Origin of the sequence: Paenibacillus sp. FSL M8-0142, from assembly GCF_038597315.1 — a bacterium.
Lineage (GTDB): Bacteria > Bacillota > Bacilli > Paenibacillales > Paenibacillaceae > Paenibacillus_AQ > Paenibacillus_AQ lactis.
The window spans coordinates 2,005,642-2,024,558 of record NZ_CP152008.1 but is presented as its reverse complement, the minus strand read 5'-3'; the positions used below and the strand labels follow the sequence as shown (position 1 = coordinate 2,024,558).

Genomic DNA, 18,917 nt, shown 5'->3' with positions numbered 1-18,917 from the left:
TTAGATATCGTTAATTTCTGATAACGTTTCCGTGTTCACGACCTCCCACTACCTTAAGGTCCGAAGGACCGGCCCCGATGCGGTTAGGTGGTGCGGATGTATCGCCTGAATCAACTTCCCTGTTTTATCTCCTGGCTACCGTTGCGGCTTGTCCGGCCGATGCGTGAACATATTGTTATGTGATGTTCGGGCTATCTTCGAGTTTTCTTACTAATTCTATTATTGGTTTTGTATAGTTATCGAATATTTTATTATCATCAATTGATAACCATTTGATCTCTATAATATCGTCGTTGTCCTTATTGCTTTTATCGAGGTGTATTCTGCCTTCAATATCTGTCACTAGATATGTATATTCCCCCTCTTGGTGTTGGATTAATTTTAATGCTTTTACATCGAGTCCAGTTTCTTCTTTGACTTCTCTAATACAAGCCTCATCAGGGGTTTCACCTTCTTCGATTCCCCCACCAGGAAAATTCCAGACGATAGCCCCTCTTTGCACAAATTGACGGACCATCAGTATGTATTTGTCTTTAATAATGATTGCCTGAGCTATGATTAGGATCATCTCCAGAGTTTTTTCTCTTACTAGTCCGAATTTCACATAATGTTTCCGCATTCCTGACGTTCAAGCAGCTTAAGTGACCAAAGGGAACGGGTCGTCAGACTTAGCTGGTTGAATGTATCGCCTGATTAACCCCCTTGGAAATCCTTCTTAGCGATCAAGGACGAATGTTCGTAGTAGGAATGCAGTGTTATCCGGAGTACTCGAATTCTCGTCTAATCTATAGAGTTTTTTTATTTGCTCGAATTACTAACAGAGCTTCCCTCAAGTTATCTGCTACATCTCTTCTATTTAGCAATTCAAAACTAACCCTATCTACAATTAATTCGTAATCTAATGCATCACAAAGCATGTTGATTCGCCCATAGCCTGGTGCCATGGGAATAGCATTACTCTTACCAGGCGCTGCGTGTTTAGCCATATTAATTCTATATAATTCAACCATTCGATATACCGGTTCTAATTGACCCCAACAATATTCAACCTCATCCCTGAATGACTGATCATCTCGATATTTCTCAAGTTGTTTCCTTCGATCTTGTAAAGTTACGTTCATATCATCATCAGAATTTAGCGATTTTAATTTAAGATCAATCCCTCCGTTTTTGTGAAGCTTAGAGAATTCGTACCTTCTGTCTCGCCATAAACGTAAAACTTCATATAATGCGAAAATCCACATCTGAGAGAATGCTCCTACAGTCATGGCTTCAAATGATGGGGTTCTCTCTTTCTTAATATACGTTTCCAGTAATCTATACTCATATTGAGTAATGTCAGGATCAGTAATACCGATATTCATCGCTTGCATTCCAAGAAATAATCATCTCTGTAAAAAGGGAGGACTCTAAAATCATTAGATATAATTGAAAAATCAATCTCTTCAAGTCCTAAATAGTCTCCACCATGCCTAATAATTACTTCTTTCATTAAAGATCACTCCTTCGATTATGTATTTCTATTCTAAATTTGATTTTCGAATATTTCGGATCACGTTCTTGTGTTCCTGACGTCGATTCCCCTTAGATAGCTCTTAACTGAGGAAAATCGATGTGTCTGCCTGATTAAGCTTCCTTGAATTCCATCGGGCAGACCGAGCGGCGTAAGCCGCGAAGCTGGAACAAATTGTTATCCGATGCCCCCTGCTTATTTGAGTCGATACATACTATTTACGATTATTTATTATTTTTGAATAATGATTTGATAATAATTTCTGCACATTCTTCTGGCGTATTCAAACTCGTATCGACTGAGCAGCTATAGCGAATGTTTTTTGACATTATTTTATTTTGCTCATCTGATTGATCTTCTCTTCTGTCACCACGTTCTATACTTCTCTTACGACAAAGATCTAAAGGACAATACACCTCAACTATATCTAAAGGATACCCATTAAAAATATCTTTGACCTTATCGTAATGTGGATTTAACTCAGGTCTTTCAATAAGTATCCCATCGATTAAAACATTCTTTCCACTATCCGAATATAATCTTGCTGTGTAATACATCATTATTATTACTTCACTTAAGTACTTCCAGTAGTCTTTCCGCAGATGTTTATCACCAATCGTATTTTCAAAAAGATCATTGGCAACAACATAAAAAAATGGTTCAGAGTAAGTTTGCATAGCTTCTACTATTGAAGTTTTACCTGAACTTGTTACGCCATTCAAAAATATAATTCTCCCTTTATCCATATTTGTCATCTTCCTTTGTTATGTTTTATAAGATTTCGGGGGTTTCGGATAACGTTCCCGTATTCACAAACTCGAAAGGCTTAAGTAAGCGTAGCAAACGGGTCGATAGACTTAGCCTTGCAGGGTTGATTGCCTGGTTCCGCTTCCTCGCCCCTTTATCTTCGGGCAATCCAAGGGCCGAATGGCATGCAGCGTGAATATCTTGTTAACTGAAGTCCTATCTTCTTGAGAATACTCTGGAATAATTTCCATTTCTCCTTTGCTTAGCTATATCTAATAAATTTCATAAATTCCTTTCCAAAATCAGTTATATAGAGTATATTAAGTCCTTCTTGCCCAGCTTCTTTATAAGTATTGCCAATCATTTTTGTGTCTACAAGTAGAGATTTGGATATTAAATCACATATATAAAACTCATATCTACCATGAACTTCAATAGTGCTTAAGTAACTTGCTTCTCTCCTAATTAATTTAATAATTCTCTCTTTATACGATGCACTTGTTAATATACTTGTAGCACTGTCAGAACCATCTCCAATATCCATACTTCCCTCTCTTCCGGTATTTTCATATAGAGTCAATATTTTTAGTTCTATATAGTCTAATCTGGTTACAAGATCTAAATATGTTTCTTTGAAATCAGATTGATAATCCATTGTTATTCCTGAAATCAATATTGTTATTGCTAACGCATAATGTCCGGAGATTGATGGTGTAAGTTATCCTGCTATTGACGGTTAATCTGACCGCATCCGGATATACGAGAGGGAGAATTATGATAATTCTCCCTGAATGACGCGCTTAACCATATGATCGTCGATAATGCGGTGTTTGTTCTGTGCGCCGTAGAGCATGCAATGAGTACATACTTTGTTAATTAGCCTAGCTGCTCCGCCAGAGTAACGATAGATGTCGTCAATAGCTCCGTCAGTGAAGATGTCTCGTTCCGCACCGGCATAAGTCATGTGTCTCTCGATGTAGGCTCCTGTTTGGGCCCGGTCATAATGCGGAAGTTTGCATTGAAGATCGATGCGTTGACGAATCGCAGCGTAGGCTTGTAGGTTAATGCGATCCCACAATTCACTTTGCCCGACGAGGATGAGGGCCATTGGGCTTTGAGCATCCATCTTGAAATTTAGTAGAAAGCGAACTTCCTCCAGCATCTCTCGGTCCAAAAGATGACTTTCATCCACGACCACGACGGGCTGCAGTCCATGAATTCCCCGCATGAGCTCGATCTCTCGATGCAGCTGACGTTTCGCATCCCCGCGATAAAACTTCGATTCACAACCGAGTTGTTCCAGCAGCCCCTTGTAGAAGTGCCGCGGTGTCAGTTTTGAATCCGACAGATAGAGCACCTTGAACTTCGCAGGATCCAGTTCTTCGGCAAACCGCCGAATCGTTGTTGTCTTTCCGGTTCCGCAGTCACCGGTCACGACCGCAAACCATTGCCGTTCTGCCGCATATTCTAGCCGCCCCAGCGTCTCCTCCAAAATTTCCGACTCATATAACTCACTAGGCAGAATGTCCCTGGAGAACGGTGAACGGCTAAGCTCATAGAATGCCTCAAACATTGCCATTCACCTTGCCTTTCTTACGGAAGCTGATGGCCGGCACTTGCTCAGCGCGGCGCCCGCGACTTTGTACTTCAGCAACGCTTAACAGCCGCGATGAATCTGCCGGCAGCGGCTGAAGTTGATCCGGCAGTGGAGGACGTTTCCCGACACGTTCCCCGATTACGAGTTCCTTTACCTTCCATGGTTCGTGACCTTCGTACTCGATCACGAGCTCGGTGATGTCCGCCGGGTCATACACGACATCCACGGTACATCCGATGAACGGAAGCCCCACTTCATATTTACGCTCCAAGAAGCTGATGCACCCGGTTTTGTCGACTTTGCGGGTTTCGCAATGAAGGAATGCATTGGCGAGTATCTCTAGTTCCACAAACCGAAGCGCCTTCTTGTCACTTCGAAAGGCGGTTTCAGGGCTTCGTTTGTCAAGTGCTGAATGCGGCTTGTTCTGGTAGCATTCCGAAAGCCAAACTTCGAACAATTCATTCAGGCGGTCAAGCGTCTTTGGTTTTTCAAGTGCTGCTTCGCTAAGGAAAGAATCTACCACCCGGTTGAAGCGTTCAACTTTCCCGGTTGATTCGGGCGAGTATGGCCTAGCAAACAGAAGGCGAATGCCGAGCTTGGAGCACGTTCGCGTCATCCACTTAGTTCGATACTGCTTCCCGTTGTCGAAGTACACGGCTTCCGGAACACCGTACTTCTGAATGGCCTTTCGGAAGCTGTCTTCAATGATCGTCTTGTCCATGACCGGGTAAAACTCACCGTGCAGGACAAACCTCGTCGCGTCGTCGATAAAGGTAACGAGAAACACTTGTTTCATCGCTCCGTCCGGTCCAATGGGCAGATACGGACCGTACTTTATGTCCGAGTGCCATAGACGATTGCGGTGTGGCTGTTGGAATCGTCGAGCCGCTACACCTGAGTTTGCATACATTCGCATATGCCTTGTGCTATAACCACGTTCAGTGAGCTTCTCTTGAAGCGTGCTCCGTTTGATTTGACCTGGCTTAACGCGGCCTTCCCATTCCAAGATCTGAATGATCTGGGCAACACTGCGACTTGGCACTTCCCGCCGCAGCAAGATCGCTTGCTCCAAGACCTCCGGTGGAATGGCGGGGGCTGTGGGTTGTTTTCCTTTGCTCTTCGGCTTTAATCCGCCAAAGCCATCTTGCCGGTAGGCTGCTAAATACCGCCGCAGCGTTCTCTCCGATATTCCGATTTGCTCGCAAATTCTTTGCTTGATTTCCCTCGCCTTTGCCGGGTCGAGCCCTTCCGTAAGCAACGGGGCAAGGAGCTGCACACGATCCGCAGCGATCTGTTCCGCTTTCTTCTGATCTTTCATCCGTTTACACCTCTTTTGGTAGATTCGTTTACGAGTCTATCTCAGAGGGCTTCGGACAAGAATGCAGAACGGGTATGTACCCACAATTTTGAATTCACAACAGGTCGGACAACTCTTGCTAGCCATCCATCGGCATCTCCGACATAACGTCCGAATCTATGGTGTGCAGTTTGTGAAGGTGCGGACGGTTCCTTCACAACATCTAGATGAAAGCGAATGGCGATGGACTCTAGGCACCCTAACCAGTAGGTAGCCATTGAGCAAAGCCAAGTCCGCCAACGGTACAGTGTGGAGTTGTCTGCGGCAACATCTACTTCCGTGGGTTCAGACGCAATGACATTCTCCACACATTCTGATTCGTAACGCTTGTAAGGCACAATGCAGTCCGGTAACTCATGATGAATCTTCCGGCAAGCCGTACAACGTAGTCTTCGGATGACCAAGACGCTCTTTTCTCCCGTAGCATGTACAAGCTTCCGTTTTCGGCTCCCGATCACCGTCAAACTCGCAATGCAACAAGGACTAGGAACAATTTCTGCACACCTAACAAAAAACGCCGGGGATCTTCTCAACCAGCTCGTAATTTGATACAATGATCATACGTTTTGTGAGGGGATGTCTCCAGTGAGCTTGCGCGAACAGGCTCACGCTATATGGAGGCATCCTTTTCCTTTTCTGTGATACGGACATTATATTCGTCAATCCCCGGACAGGCAACACCGTCAGCTTTCGGGCATTATGCTTCAGCGTAAACATCAATATGTCTCGGAAAATTCTAAGTTTATATTCACTTTTTGTATCAATAACTCGTTTGATTACTGCAAAATATATATCATTAAACTCTTCAGAACTTAAATCGTTTTCATCAATTTTAATCCCTAATGTGCTCAAATGAAGTAAAAAGTTCTCCACAAAATTGTTTATGCGTTGCTGTGCAATTCTGCTCCTATAATCGAATAAAAGCTCATTTAATGCCCCACCAACATATGGTAATGTTGACACACTTGCTTTGGCTATACTTGTAAGCATCTCTTTATGTTTATAATCCATAAAAGTACTCCCCCATATTTTATATACTTTATAGGATTTCAGTTAACGTCTTACGCACTCACGAACCTGAGAGGCTTAAGTTTCCACTGCGATAAAACGAAGTGATCGCCTCGCTGGGTCGAAGACTTCGCCTCGCAGGTGTTGCCGCTGAACTGAAGCTGCTTCCCCGAAATGCCTCCAGTGGACCGAGGGGGCGACAGCGACCGATGCGTGAATGCGTTGTTAGGCGATGCCAACCTGAAATACCCACATTATATCTTCTTTACTGGACAATATATCTTGATTTCATTCTTCTCATTATCATTTTCTATTATTGTTTTCTCATCGTATTTCTCAAAGTAATATGCCATATCATCATACGTATATCCATTCTTATGTATCCATCTTGAAGTATACTCATATGCAGTTTCTGTCTGACTAATCGGACCAACGTAGTGTGTTAATGAATAAGTTCTAGGAAGTAGATGGATATGTACCATCTCATTGGGCAATTTACTGAATGGCTCTACTTCATAGCAGCAATAGAAGTCCACGAGTCCCTGGTTCTTTTTATAGTTTGGCGGAGTTATTCCAAAGGTGACATTCGGATTCTTAACGTTTGGTATTTCTTCCCTTCTTCTCGTTAATTCAAGGAAACCTTTATTTATATTCTCTCCCAGCATAGAGATATAGGCAGTTGCTCGAATCCCAACATATGTTGTGATATCTTTTGTTTCTATGATTTCTACCTTCATTGTGACCACCTCATCGTTATTCTTCTGGCGGTTTCGCCTAACGTTCCTGTATTCACCACGCACGGGTGTGTCCGGCTGAATCTATTTCCTAGAAACTCATCTGCAGGACCGTGACTTGTCCGAAGTGTGAATGTACTGTTATATGTCGGTGTCTTGAGTTACTTGTATTAGACTTCTCTGTTTAAAAATAACTCCATCATCTCTACTTCTTTAAGAAAATGAGCTTCTATATTCTCCTCATGCTTTTCATACTCATCTAGATAATCTAGCACACCTTCAAGCATTCCAATTCTCATTAGAACAGACATATCACTAAACGAATCCTCTTCTTCTAATAAAGTTCTTCTTAGCTTCTCCAGTTCCACTTTCCTTTCAATTAGCTCTCGAAATCCTTTTAAGGATTTATCTTTATTATGTGTAAATTTTCTTCGTAGATTTATGTTTTCCAATTGCTCTTTATACTCACTGATTCTTTCAATCCTCATCTTTACAGCATGATCATATCTTAATTGATCAGGACCAAAACGAAATTGGGTTCTCCAAGCGACAAATGTTTTTTCAGGCACGTCTAATATTTTAGCTCCGTCCCATTTATCTAATCTTCTATCCACACACAAATCATACATTACTTCTTTTAAGGACTTACCATACTTGGCTTCTACTAGCTCTTTGTATTCTTTATTTGTCATCACGAGTTCCCTCCTTCAAATTCTATAATCGCATTGTCATATAACGTTTCATATTCACGACTCAGCCCATGCTGAGTGTACGGCTGATTGTCGGACCAAGGGCGTATGCCCGCAGCGTGAATATTATGTTATACGGAGTCATCTTCTTCTCGAGAAACATGCACTAATGTCCATGCATTTCTTGAAAAAGCATTATCGATAGCTATGATATTTATTAAGTTATATATCTCCATCGGGGCAGAATATAATTGCATGAATTTATTAACTTTGACAGGCAAGAAATTCTTGGTCGAGGCGTGCCATGACCACATATTTCTATCTTTAAATTCTTTCATTATATTCAATTTAGTTTCGCAAATAAATCTATACGAGTTTCCTCTCCATTCTTCTGGGAGATGAGTTAATATTTCATTCAATCCAGCAGCAATCCAAATCAGAGCTTGTTTTTCATTATTTTCTTTGTTTTCCCATAACATCTCAGCAGTTCGGTTAAAACCTACTACCGTATCCCAATCAGCACCTAGGATACCTTTATCATTTAACTTTTTTGTTCTATATTCAATTTCATTAGTCGGCCACCAATCTATTATTTCAGTTCCAATGTTAAGATTAGGATTCGATTGTGCTTGTATTTGAACTTGTTTGAAGATCGGGTCTTTAATTGATTTATAGCTATAATTTTCAACAAAATATTTCCAAGACGAGTAGACTTCTGTCCATGAAAAATTTTCAGATTTCATTTTTGATCTCCCTTTGGTAAAATGCTTTTCTATGAGATCATTTCGCATAACGTTTTGTATTGACGACGTCCTGACCTCTTAGAGTCGCTACTTATAGTTGTGAGGCTTGCCGAACACCTAATGCAGTGACGTCCCAACGGGCTTAGGGGCTGGATGTGGCCACTCGCTTCTCAGAGTGACCAGGAGCGTCAATACGTTGTTAGCCGAAGGAAGTTTTGGAAGCAGCCATTGCATTTAAGGCGTTCTCAAAATAGCTATATACTTCATCTGCAATTCCCAGAAACTCTTCAACAAGTACTTTACTATCCAAGTAACAAGCATACAGATAATCAACTAAAGCGCAGTCAATCTCACAATAGTTTAATATGGCATTCTTCATCTTAATATTGTCATCTTGCCATACACCTGTATCTTCTAAAACCAGAGAGTATAATGCACGAATTAATCTCTTAGAGTAACCATTAATATATCTAGTTTTCATTGTGTTATCACTAGCATTAGAAAGTAAACGATGTATACGATCTACTTCCTCCTTGGTCTCTGTATTTAAGTCTAAAATGAACTCTGGAGAAATAATTATCGGTGGTACTTTTTCACCAACGTCATCACCATATATGCAAACACAAATTATCTTAACCCAAAAACCCCACTCATTTGGTTTACTTAATACATCGTCAATCGAGCAAATTATCGTATCAATCTTAGTTACTAATAGATATTCCTCTAAAAGCCTGTCTTTAATATTTGACAATCTTTCGTAATCAATATCTTTGGGATTTACACATACAATAGTAAAGTCTGCATCTGACTAAAAAGGTTTAGCAGTTCCTTTTGGAATCGAGCCACACATATAAATGCTATGAATCTTACCTTTAAATTCGGTAAGTATATTATCTATATACTTATCAACAAAATCCTTATATTCACTTTGTATTATAATTCTATTAATAACTTTTTCTAATATCATTTAGACTCCTCCTAAACTAAGAACTTCTTTCGGCTAACGTTTCCGTATTCACGATGTCCCACCGACTTAAGACTGCATCAGCAGTCGGCCATGATGCGGTTAGTCGGTGCGGATGTGTCCGCTGAGTCTACTCCTCTGCCGATCACATCTCACGGACCAAGGAGCCAGCAGGCTCCGATGCGTGAATAATGTGTTACATGATGTCAATGCCCTCTCGAATTAGCCCACAAAATGATCTTTGATTAATTTCATTTCGATATTATTCCACCTGCGTCCTGCTTTATCTTGATATACATTCTCCATACGATTCATCTTTTTAAAACCAATATTCTCGTAACATCTAATTGCCGATACATTAAAATCAAATACGTTTAAATTTATTGCTTTTAATCTGAATTGTTCAAATCCAATCTTTACAATTTCTTTTAATGCCTTGCTTCCAATTCCTTTTCCTCGATTTTGCGTTTCACCAATTAAAAATCTTCCAATTGCAGCTTCTTCAAGTTCTTTATTAAACCTGCATAGTTGTATTGTTCCAACAAATTGCTCTGCCTCTTTGATCCTATAAATAAAAACATCCGATTCAATCGTATTTATTCCTTTAATGTAATGTGCCTTCAATTGTTCAATGGTTAATGGATAGGAATATGTTAAACCTGCCCATTGTACGATGAAATCTTCATCTTTTCGATTTATCCATTCTATGATCTTTGTAAAATCTTGTTCTGATAATGCTTCTAAATAAACCTTCATTGAATGATCCTCCAAAATAAGCAGCATTGATTTCATGTAACGTATCTGTATTCACGACATCGATCTCCCTTAGATAGCTCCTTTCTTAGGGAGATCGATATATGTTGTTATCCGATTTCCATCTCTTCTGCGAATACATGCCAATTTTGTTCAGTTACAATTTTTTCATTTGTTTGTATTGACTTTATAATCTTGAATAGATTCATCGTAATCAAAACTTTGATTAATCGGATAATCATTCCCAACAAACGACATGAATTTTTCTATTTCAACTAATTCAATATGATAGAGTTTCTTATTACGCATTCTATCTGAACAAAAGTAAAATCCATCAATAGCTTCTGTACCATCTATAGAAATAAGAAAAATATAACTATGTATGATTTGATTATAAAAATGATTTACTTGCATTTTTTCATTCTTGGGATTATTCAAATCAAACAAATCATCAATTTTATGCCAGTTTAGAAGCGTGACATTTTTTAGGTTTTTGTATGACTTTACTTCTAATTCAATCCTTGTAGTATGTGAGGTTAATTTACGGGCTTCTTCAAGTTTTCGGATAGAATACAGCGCAATCATTATATCTTTTTCTAATTCAACAGCTAGTTCCTCAGAAAAAGGACTTTTTCGATACTTAGTAGTAATCCTCCCCGAAAGTGCCAATAGATCTTCTTTCCAATAAGATGAATCCCAAATCATTGATGACTCTCCTCGATTTTTTTGTGGTTTAAGTGGTTTCGGATAACGTTACCGCATCTATGACGCAACCCGGCCTTAGATAGCTCTTACCTTAGGCCGGGTCGTGTGTTGTCTGAAGTTACGCCTATAAACTTGCTTCTGACAACCAAGGGGCTAATGCCCCGCAGCTTAGATGCATTGTTAAGTGATGTTACTGCCTTCTCTGTATTTACATTCTCATATTAGTTTTACAGATATATACTGTTACTTATGTATTCTAGTTATTTATAGTATTTTAATGGTATTTCATCATGTCTTATATGTTATAATTTTCTAGTACAATATACGGCTTTAAGGGCGGTCGGCTAATCTCCCAGAAGGGAGGTGATGCCCATGGAGGTCAAAGATGCACTTTCCTTAATGTTCATGTTCGGCATGTTCATTCTGGCATTGCTCACCTACATGAAAAAGAAATAGACCGCCCTCGCTAAGGTAACGGTCTATTTCTCGACCTAACTCCTGTGGCCGACTGCTCTTTATGCAGTTATTGTGCTTAGGAGTCGTGTTCCAGCACGGCTCCTTACTTATTCTTACCTCAGTATAACTCAATTTATAACGCTTTTATAGGTTTTGTTGATTATTTTTATTTATATAAGGTCTGTAATGTTGTCTAAAGTAATTTTACTTAACGTTCTTGTATTCACGAACCCGAGAACCTTAAGGCAGCTTTGCTGCCGGCCGCGACGCGGTTAGGTTCGCAGGGTTGTCTGCCTGACATTACATCTTCGGCTTATCTTCTGGCAGACCAAGGGATCGTAGAGACCACTGTGTGAATACGGTGTTAGATGAGGTCGCTGGCCTCTTCGAGTTAACTCCCAAAAAGTTCTTCAAAATATCTAATTCTTCTTTCGCTTTATTAAAAATGCCTTATCCGCTCTTTCAAACCCTATCTTCTCGTAAAATCCTACTGCTTTTGGGGCTGAAGTTAAAATATATTGAATTTCTTCTTCTCCCAATCTGTCCCTTAGTATTCTTATTAGTTCTTTACCGATTCCTAGTCCCTGATAGTCTTTATCTACTGCTATATCTGATATGTAGCAGCAATACGAATAGTCAGTAATAGCCCTTAAGAATCCAATAAGTCTCTTTCCATCCCGTACCGTAATAATTTCGTCCGCATTATCGATCATTCTCTGAATTCGATCGCTATCTCCTATGGGTCTCCTAATACCTGATTTAATAAACACTTCTTCTACTTCCGTAACATCACAACATTCATTGATTTTATATTCTAGCCCCACTGTTTGCACCTCACAATAATAAATATATGGTCTCTGCGATTTCGATGCGGTTAGGTAGTGCGGATTGTCCCGGCATTACGTTCTCCGACTTATCTTCCGGGACCGAGGCGGCTTGTCCGCCGATGCGCGAACACATTGTTAGGTGATTTTAATGCCTTCTTTGAAATGCCCATCCCAAAATTGCACTTTAAGGATTTTAGAACTATAATAACATTAAATTGGTAAAAGGAGGAACGAGGGTATGGGTCTTATTTACTTAAATCTTGATCAAGAAACAAGAAGACTTATGCAATTGGAACTAGATTTTGATTTAGCGCAAAAAAAAGTTTACTTAAGTCCAAGATTGAATAGCTTTGGTAGGTCGAACTATATTAATGTCTTAAAGCAAGCGATTTCTACCGGAAATGATACATCATTATCGAGGGAATTAAGAAATGGATATTTAGCTGAAACTGAACAGAGAAAAACAAAAAATGGCTATAGTACAGTCAGAGTACCTGTTACTGCTCCCGATACCTTAGCTGAAGGAGAATTTAATAGATATTATATTCGTGCATTATGTAGACGAGCCCTAGAGGATACAAAATTTGACTTAGTCGTTTATCGCGCTAAAGAAGTTTCTGATCCTCGACCATCATCTGAGGCTAAAATAGGAGAAAGTTATAATCCTAAGCAATTACTTGATGATTTAAGAAATAGTACCGGAGTTGATACAGCATTAGGATTACCACCGGGTCCGAATTCCGGACTCAGTGTACAACTTAAGGATAAATCACAAGAAGTTACTGCATAAAGAGTAGACCAGAGCTTGCACATACTGTGCAAGCTCTTTTTTTGTTTTAATCTGCATTAATTTCACCTAACGTTTTTGTATCTACGAACCCGAGAGGCTTAAGGGAGCGCCAGCGACGGGTCCGACGGACTTAGACTCGCAAGGTTGTGAGCCTTGCGAACCACAGGGCGTAGCCCGCAGCGTAGATACAGTGTTATCGGATGGATGAGGACTTCGAAGATCAAACCTGACATAATTCTGCTTTAAATAATTATCTGAAGCTCTTCTAAAAAAGCTTTTATATCTATGTTCATTTCATAATATTCATGGGAAAATTGGAGATCTTTTTCGAGAATAAATCCTAATCTTCTAAGAATGAGCATCTCTGAATCGATGTAATATCTAGCATCAATTTTAAATTTTTTGCAGGTTTCACTAATTGAATGGCTTTTCCCTTCTTTAATCCCCCAGCGAAATCTTAATGCATTCATTTTTTTCTTTATATTAATAAATGATTCTTCACTTGTTAACAACTCCACAACTTGTATAACCAAGAAAAACATAAATTTGTCAGTTTCCACATCTTCAGATTTAATTATTTCACAGAAATCTGTTTCTGTAGGAGAGGTACCATTTTTGTTTTGCATATAAAACCATAACGCTACTAGCCTTAATAAATCTTCAAACATATCAAGATCTATTGGCAATGGTTCGTTAAATATTTCTTGGAAAACAGGGGTTAGATATTCATCTTCAAATTTATTCCCTCGCTTTTTATTACATGCTTCACAAAGAAGTCGAATGTTTCTTTCGTCTGATGAACCACCCTTAGACCAAGGAATTATATGATCAAAGTTGATTTCGTCAAAAGCCACGTTTTTACCGCATTCTTGACAAACTTGATTATCTCTTCTTAATACTTTAAATTTTACTGACTGTGGTATGTTTCTTGTTATATTTCGTAATTTTTTTGTTTCAGTGAATGGTTCGGCTACCAAATATACTGGACATACGTGACCAAAAATACTACAACGATATTCTTCGTTTTCAATAATAGGAAATTCTTCAACAAGAGGTCCGTAAGGGCAGTAATTTAACTCCCAACAAGGTTTACATATAGCTTTAATACGATTATCCTTTACTGTTTGCTTCCAAAGTTTAAATGCTTTATCCATTCTGTTTTCCATTATTATTCCTCCGAAAGTGTCATTGCTCTTTAATGTGGTATCTCCTCATCTTTCCGATAACGTTCTTGTATTCACGACGTCGATCCCCCTTGGATAGCTCTTATCTTAGGGGTGATCAATGTATCCGCCTGACTTATCTCCCCTGCTCATACTCCTGGCGGACCAAGGGCCGAATGGCCCGCAGTGTGAATATATTGTTATGTGATGCCCGCGACATCTTCGATACACTACACAAAGTCTTCATGGATTAAAGATCTAATAGATCTTTGCATTAACCCTGTGGAGTATTCAAATCATCGTCATTGATTTCAACCATTTCAGATTTAGTGCCTTCATATACCTCAACTGCACTTCTTACAATGTAACTTAAGTCTTGTGGAATAATTGTACACGCCCATAATCCCGCTTCACCTTTCGAAAATATCTCACCTGTTTCCAAATAGGACAGAACTCTGCATAATGTAAGTATCCCATATACAGGTATAGTTCTCATAACACTCACAGCGTATCCTACGCCACTAACAATGGAGGAACGAAAATCAGACTCTGGTATATCAGGAAATGCCTCTGAAATTGAAAGACCGTATATGCATTATTTATTAATGTTAAATGACATGCTAAGTCGCTATCAACAGGTGTCTCAGACCAGAAACTTTTATCATCGAGAGCGACTCGTTCTTCATACCGCTTCCCCCAATATTCACTACTGTGCAATTCAAAAGGTGTTGGATGTTTCCACGGCATAATAGCATCTTTAGTAATTAAACTGATTTCTATCGGTGATGGTTTATTTGATAATATCAAAAAATTGAAATCTTATATGTACATCAATATTCTCATTTAAGAGAACGATTACATCAATATCGCTACTTTTTGGGTTAAAACTTTGAAGAGCGAGTAAACCATGGATATATATTCCCAAATGGTTATTTCCTAGATGCTCAATTAAAGTTGCATTCAATTTTGAGATCCGATTTTTTACTGCTTAAGGGCAATTGTCCCAGCCAAAAATATTTATAATTCAATCTCCTTTGATTTAATACGTTTTTCGCGGGTTTCACATAACGTTCCTGTATTCACGACCCAGCGCATGTTGGATGTCCGGCGAATGCCGGACCAAGGACAAATGTCCGTAGCGTGAATATCATGTTATTGGATATCAGTGACTTCTTTGAATTACTTAAGTAATTTTCAAATCACTATTTTACTTTAAAATAAACGGACTTAATTATGCTGATCTATATAAGAAAACATATTTTCAAAGTCTTGTTTCGAATCAAAAGTATATTTAATTATATGTTCATTATTAACTTCAGCCTCTTCACTCCAAAGCCTAAAACCCAAACCGCTTGTATCTAATTCTACCATCACATAATCGAGACCTAGTTCATAACACTCTTTGTATTCATGATCTGATGAAGGAAAGTTATTTTTAAATTTATCGTTATAGATGGGCTTAAAGTAATTAATTAAAGCAGCTTCTGCAACAGCAATATTTTGTTTGTCGGATATTCGTAAAAAACTAGTATTATTCTTTTTTGATTCAACTAGGTCATGGATGTAACTTCTTAGGTCATCATTGGATTCATTGGGATCGAAGAACGCAATTGAATTGGGACTAAATTTCCAAGCTGTCAACCAAATATCAGTGTCCCAACTTCTTTCACTATAAATTTTTTGTACGGTTTCATGCTGTTGTAGTCGATCAAAAACATTACGAGTTGGTGTTTCCTTAGAGCCAAAAGCGCGACCAATATATAATACTTGAAGATCCATGAGGGAAGAGTCCATTTCAGATTGAGCAAGAAATGTTTGCAATAATAACGCAGCATGAGCTTTAAAAGCTGGTTGTGTAAGGGTTTCAATTATAATATATTGATCATTCATCTCAAAGCTCACCTTAACGATCATTTCATCCATAGGTATTTGAATACTGACGTTCTTAAATGTACCCTCATGAGCGATACGGATATTTCCTTTAAAAATGGACCCTGAAGTTTCGTATGAGGATGTATCAAACATCATTAGAGGTCTTTTACCAACCATATAAATGTGAAAATTATCTTTATCCTTGTACTGTTCCTTTAGTATCTTAAGTTGATCCTGTTTAAACGTGTAAGCATAGTTTTGAACTAACGAGATCCCTTTACTATTTATCGTAAACAGTCCTTCCGTTTGACTTAAATATGATTTTTTAAGTATAAATAAAATGTTATTCTATTCATCAACTTCCTGTTAACTGAATCTCTAGGAAGGAGATTTATAAGGTTTATTTGTGATTTTCGATGATTTCCAATAACGTTCTTGTATTCACGAACCCTCATCACCTTAAGGCCGAAGGCCCGAAGGCCGGACGCGACCGCGCTTAGGTGATGCAGGGTTGTCTGCCTGATACGACCACCCTCGAAATGCCTCGGACAGACCAAGAGAGCGTCAGCGACCGCAGCGTGAATACGTGGTTATATGAAGGACAAACTTCATGAGATACCCTCAAGATATTTTTTTAAGACGGGAATAATTTCTTTAGCAATCAAATATATATCTTGGTTCTTATTTCTCACTAAACCTTTAAGGTCTCTTAAAAATCTAGGAATTTCAGTTCGTATGTCAATATCATCTGATATTATACTTATAATTAAGACATCATTATCACCAGAATGCCTGCTTAAGAAATTTCTTCTTTCAGTCTTACACCAGTTTGAGTTAAGAAAATCTTTAGTTATCCAAAAAATAACTGCACCCGACTTATCTATACCTCTTTCAATCGCTTCAGTAATTGATTCACCATAATCAATACTAATTTTATCAAACCAGACTGGAAGCCCAGCACCATTTAAATAAGGAATAAGGTCTTCAATGTCTGGCTTATCTCTTGAGGAATGACTTAAGAATACGGGAACTTTATTACCTAGCGGTTTAATTACATATCCTTGAGACTGAATATATTCTTTTTCAGCAAATACAAAAAAACCAGAACTGAATTTAAATTCAACCTCATCTCCGTTTGAAATTGTTACTAAATCAAATCTTCTATTTCCTAGCTCTGAAAGTAATTCATCATATGTAATATCAGGTCTGTATCGTAAACCTAATCCGGATAATTTATCTATCATATTATTTATATGTCCTTCTTGAGGATTGTCATAACTAATGACCAAGTAAAACTCCAAATAATAAGGTATGTTGTTTACTAATAGACTTACCATCTGTAATGATGAAGCATCCTGCTCGTATAATAATTCTCTTAATACAGGAATTAATGGTTTTCTGACTCCGTAGTCACATTCCCAAACATAATCTCTATCTAACTTCATCGAGTTTACTTCCTTCCATTTTTATTGGCTTTGTATAACGTTCTTGTATTCACGAACCCGAGAGCCTTAAGTGAGCATAGCGAACGGGTCGAAGACTTAGGCTCGCAGGAGTTGATCGCCGGATTACACTTCCTGGCTTCTTATCTTCTGGCGATCCAAGGGCCAAACGGGCCCGCAGCGTGAATACGGTGTTATCAGATGTAAATGCCTTCTCTGAACTACTACAAATCCACATCTTTGTAAAATCGATCTTTGAAAACGGGAGTAAGATAAATACTCCATCAATCTGTCTAGTAACTTTGTTGGTGCAAAAGAACCACCTGTATACCCAAAGAAGGTACCAGTAATTTCTCTAATGAGCCCAGTTCTTTCGAGCCTTTTCAATTGAAAGTATAAGTCATCACTATCTTCAATCCCTAATGTTGAAGCAATAATTTTTTGTGCTTCTAACCTAGTTGCTCGTTGTAAATTGTTTTCAGATTCTGTTGTTCCGGTGTCGTCCTTATAAATTTTATGGAATAAAGCTACAATACGAGATTCAATTGGAGATAGTTCAGCAACAAGCTTCAAGTAATCTTCTGGATCGATTACACTACCAGTTTTAACAGTCAAAATATTGGATAAGATCATCACATTCATGATTATTTTGTTTTTAGTTCTTGAATTAAGAGAGGACTCAATTGCTCTCCATACGCTATCATGAAACTCCTCAGTTTCAGCAATATGTAAATCAATTCTACCTTCAAGTTTCTGGACTGCTTCAAAAAGGGTACTAATAAAAAACTGAAGGCGCTCTTCTCTAATACGGGTACCTGGCATTGCCAAAAATACGTCAAGTATTGGGCCAATAGTCGGTATAGACTGCATAATTACTCTAAGAAGGTCTGCACTTGAATAAGCTTCAGCTATTGATCTGCTATCTGTTAATTGAGTCTCGTTAGGTTTTTGATTCTCTGTCATGGAAAATCCCCCTTCGTCAATGCATTGATTTCTGAGAACGTTTCTGTATCTACGAACCCGAGAGGTTTAAGCCGAAACGCGCCGGGTCCGAACGACTTAGCCTCGCAGGGTTGTCTGCCGAAATCTCTACCCCAAATCACATCTTGCAGACCAAGGGCCGAACGGCCCGCAGCGTAGATACTTTGTTATCAGAAGTTCTTGTCTTCTTCGATAACCCATTCACAATTCAATAATGTATTATATATTATTGTGAAAAACCTCATCAATTTATCAACAACTTCATTACAAAACTCCCTAGATAATCTCAGTTCAAGATAATCGACTAAACTCTCTTCTAAAGACAGTAGTGGATGCTGATTAATAATGTTTATAAGTTCTTTAGTCTTTCCAGTTATCCCTATCTTTGAAACATTGCTATCTAGCTCTTCCATAGTTATTGGAAACCCTAATCCATCGTGTACGAGATAATTTCTAAGAATGTTATATTTCTTTATTTCATGCCAAGATTCATCATTGTCAGGAAACTCAATATTAGCAACATTTTTCAAATAATTCTGAGCTTTTCTTATACTACTTCCTTGTAGATCATTGATT

22 protein-coding genes and 1 pseudogene are annotated in these 18,917 nt (G+C 38.6%); 2 read left to right on the top strand and 21 right to left on the bottom strand.

The genetic code is table 11. From position 1 onward, the window contains the following. Positions 1–175 precede the first annotated feature (175 nt). The 15 genes and pseudogenes from NSQ46_RS09520 to NSQ46_RS09450 all read right to left on the bottom strand — a co-directional run bounded on the left by NSQ46_RS09520 (position 176) and on the right by NSQ46_RS09450 (position 10,810). On the bottom strand, positions 176–604 hold the full coding sequence (locus NSQ46_RS09520) for an NUDIX hydrolase (protein WP_342576702.1): 429 nt from the start codon (positions 602–604) through the stop codon (positions 176–178). A gap of 181 nt (positions 605–785) precedes the next feature. Further along, the gene (locus tag NSQ46_RS09515) at positions 786–1,364 is read right to left on the bottom strand and encodes a hypothetical protein (protein WP_342576701.1); all 579 of its coding nucleotides are present in this window, start codon (positions 1,362–1,364) and stop codon (positions 786–788) included. Further along, positions 1,361–1,492: a hypothetical protein gene (locus NSQ46_RS09510; RefSeq protein ID WP_342576700.1), complete on the bottom strand. Its 132-nt coding sequence runs from the start codon at positions 1,490–1,492 to the stop codon at positions 1,361–1,363. The genes NSQ46_RS09515 and NSQ46_RS09510 overlap by 4 nt, the downstream gene beginning before the upstream one ends. 245 nt (positions 1,493–1,737) lie before the next feature. Next, entirely contained in the window at positions 1,738–2,259 is a 522-nt protein-coding gene (locus tag NSQ46_RS09505; RefSeq protein WP_342576699.1) for an AAA family ATPase, read from the bottom strand. A 263-nt stretch (positions 2,260–2,522) separates the two neighbouring features. Further along, positions 2,523–2,915: a hypothetical protein gene (locus NSQ46_RS09500; RefSeq protein WP_342576698.1), complete on the bottom strand. Its 393-nt coding sequence runs from the start codon at positions 2,913–2,915 to the stop codon at positions 2,523–2,525. 117 nt (positions 2,916–3,032) lie between these two features. Next, positions 3,033–3,833 (bottom strand): AAA family ATPase, encoded by an 801-nt coding sequence (locus tag NSQ46_RS09495; protein ID WP_251537695.1) that lies wholly within the window; start codon positions 3,831–3,833, stop codon positions 3,033–3,035. Continuing rightward, the gene (locus tag NSQ46_RS09490; RefSeq protein WP_251537694.1) at positions 3,826–5,175 is read right to left on the bottom strand and encodes a DDE-type integrase/transposase/recombinase; all 1,350 of its coding nucleotides are present in this window, start codon (positions 5,173–5,175) and stop codon (positions 3,826–3,828) included. Before NSQ46_RS09490 ends, NSQ46_RS09495 begins: the two co-directional genes overlap by 8 nt. Positions 5,176–5,216: 41 nt before the next feature. Continuing rightward, entirely contained in the window at positions 5,217–5,672 is a 456-nt protein-coding gene (locus NSQ46_RS09485; RefSeq protein WP_251537693.1) for a DUF6431 domain-containing protein, read from the bottom strand. A 46-nt stretch (positions 5,673–5,718) separates the two neighbouring features. After that, the gene (locus NSQ46_RS09480; protein WP_342576697.1) at positions 5,719–6,225 is read right to left on the bottom strand and encodes a hypothetical protein; all 507 of its coding nucleotides are present in this window, start codon (positions 6,223–6,225) and stop codon (positions 5,719–5,721) included. Positions 6,226–6,476: 251 nt separating this feature from the next. Further along, a complete protein-coding gene (locus NSQ46_RS09475) occupies positions 6,477–6,959 on the bottom strand; it encodes a GyrI-like domain-containing protein (RefSeq protein ID WP_342576696.1) in 483 nt (160 codons plus the stop codon). Between the two features lie 167 nt (positions 6,960–7,126). Next, positions 7,127–7,648 (bottom strand): hypothetical protein, encoded by a 522-nt coding sequence (locus NSQ46_RS09470; RefSeq protein ID WP_342576695.1) that lies wholly within the window; start codon positions 7,646–7,648, stop codon positions 7,127–7,129. A 128-nt stretch (positions 7,649–7,776) separates the two neighbouring features. After that, positions 7,777–8,388, bottom strand: coding sequence for a hypothetical protein (locus NSQ46_RS09465; RefSeq protein ID WP_342576694.1), 612 nt, complete (start codon positions 8,386–8,388; stop codon positions 7,777–7,779). 199 nt (positions 8,389–8,587) lie between these two features. Then, a pseudogene (locus NSQ46_RS09460) lies at positions 8,588–9,355 on the bottom strand (nucleotidyltransferase domain-containing protein). Positions 9,356–9,574: 219 nt separating this feature from the next. Then, positions 9,575–10,108, bottom strand: a complete 534-nt coding sequence (locus NSQ46_RS09455; RefSeq protein ID WP_342576693.1) for a GNAT family protein — start codon at positions 10,106–10,108, stop codon at positions 9,575–9,577. Between the two features lie 165 nt (positions 10,109–10,273). Further along, positions 10,274–10,810 (bottom strand): hypothetical protein, encoded by a 537-nt coding sequence (locus NSQ46_RS09450; RefSeq protein WP_342576692.1) that lies wholly within the window; start codon positions 10,808–10,810, stop codon positions 10,274–10,276. Between the two features lie 372 nt (positions 10,811–11,182). Here NSQ46_RS09450 and NSQ46_RS09445 point away from each other — a divergent pair, with 372 nt between their 5' ends. Next, positions 11,183–11,266, top strand: coding sequence for a putative holin-like toxin (locus NSQ46_RS09445; protein ID WP_220687457.1), 84 nt, complete (start codon positions 11,183–11,185; stop codon positions 11,264–11,266). 419 nt (positions 11,267–11,685) lie between these two features. Here NSQ46_RS09445 and NSQ46_RS09440 read toward each other — a convergent pair whose 3' ends face one another. Further along, on the bottom strand, positions 11,686–12,090 hold the full coding sequence (locus NSQ46_RS09440) for a GNAT family N-acetyltransferase (protein ID WP_342576691.1): 405 nt from the start codon (positions 12,088–12,090) through the stop codon (positions 11,686–11,688). A 241-nt stretch (positions 12,091–12,331) separates the two neighbouring features. Between NSQ46_RS09440 and NSQ46_RS09435 the strand changes: the two genes are divergently transcribed. Next, positions 12,332–12,883 (top strand): hypothetical protein, encoded by a 552-nt coding sequence (locus NSQ46_RS09435; RefSeq protein ID WP_342576690.1) that lies wholly within the window; start codon positions 12,332–12,334, stop codon positions 12,881–12,883. 242 nt (positions 12,884–13,125) lie between these two features. Here NSQ46_RS09435 and NSQ46_RS09430 read toward each other — a convergent pair whose 3' ends face one another. The 5 genes from NSQ46_RS09430 to NSQ46_RS09410 form a co-directional block, all read right to left on the bottom strand. Then, positions 13,126–14,049 carry an HNH endonuclease signature motif containing protein gene (locus NSQ46_RS09430; protein WP_342576689.1) on the bottom strand — a complete coding sequence of 308 codons (924 nt, stop codon included), beginning with the start codon at positions 14,047–14,049 and terminating at the stop codon, positions 13,126–13,128. A gap of 1,224 nt (positions 14,050–15,273) precedes the next feature. Further along, positions 15,274–15,936 (bottom strand): hypothetical protein, encoded by a 663-nt coding sequence (locus NSQ46_RS09425; RefSeq protein ID WP_342576688.1) that lies wholly within the window; start codon positions 15,934–15,936, stop codon positions 15,274–15,276. Between the two features lie 590 nt (positions 15,937–16,526). Beyond that, the gene (locus NSQ46_RS09420; protein WP_342576687.1) at positions 16,527–17,363 is read right to left on the bottom strand and encodes a toll/interleukin-1 receptor domain-containing protein; all 837 of its coding nucleotides are present in this window, start codon (positions 17,361–17,363) and stop codon (positions 16,527–16,529) included. Positions 17,364–17,486: 123 nt separating this feature from the next. Beyond that, positions 17,487–18,323, bottom strand: a complete 837-nt coding sequence (locus tag NSQ46_RS09415) for a hypothetical protein (protein WP_342576686.1) — start codon at positions 18,321–18,323, stop codon at positions 17,487–17,489. Between the two features lie 188 nt (positions 18,324–18,511). Next, complete coding sequence (locus tag NSQ46_RS09410) at positions 18,512–18,871, bottom strand: hypothetical protein (RefSeq protein WP_342576685.1); 360 nt, start codon at positions 18,869–18,871, stop codon at positions 18,512–18,514. Positions 18,872–18,917: the final 46 nt, after the last annotated feature.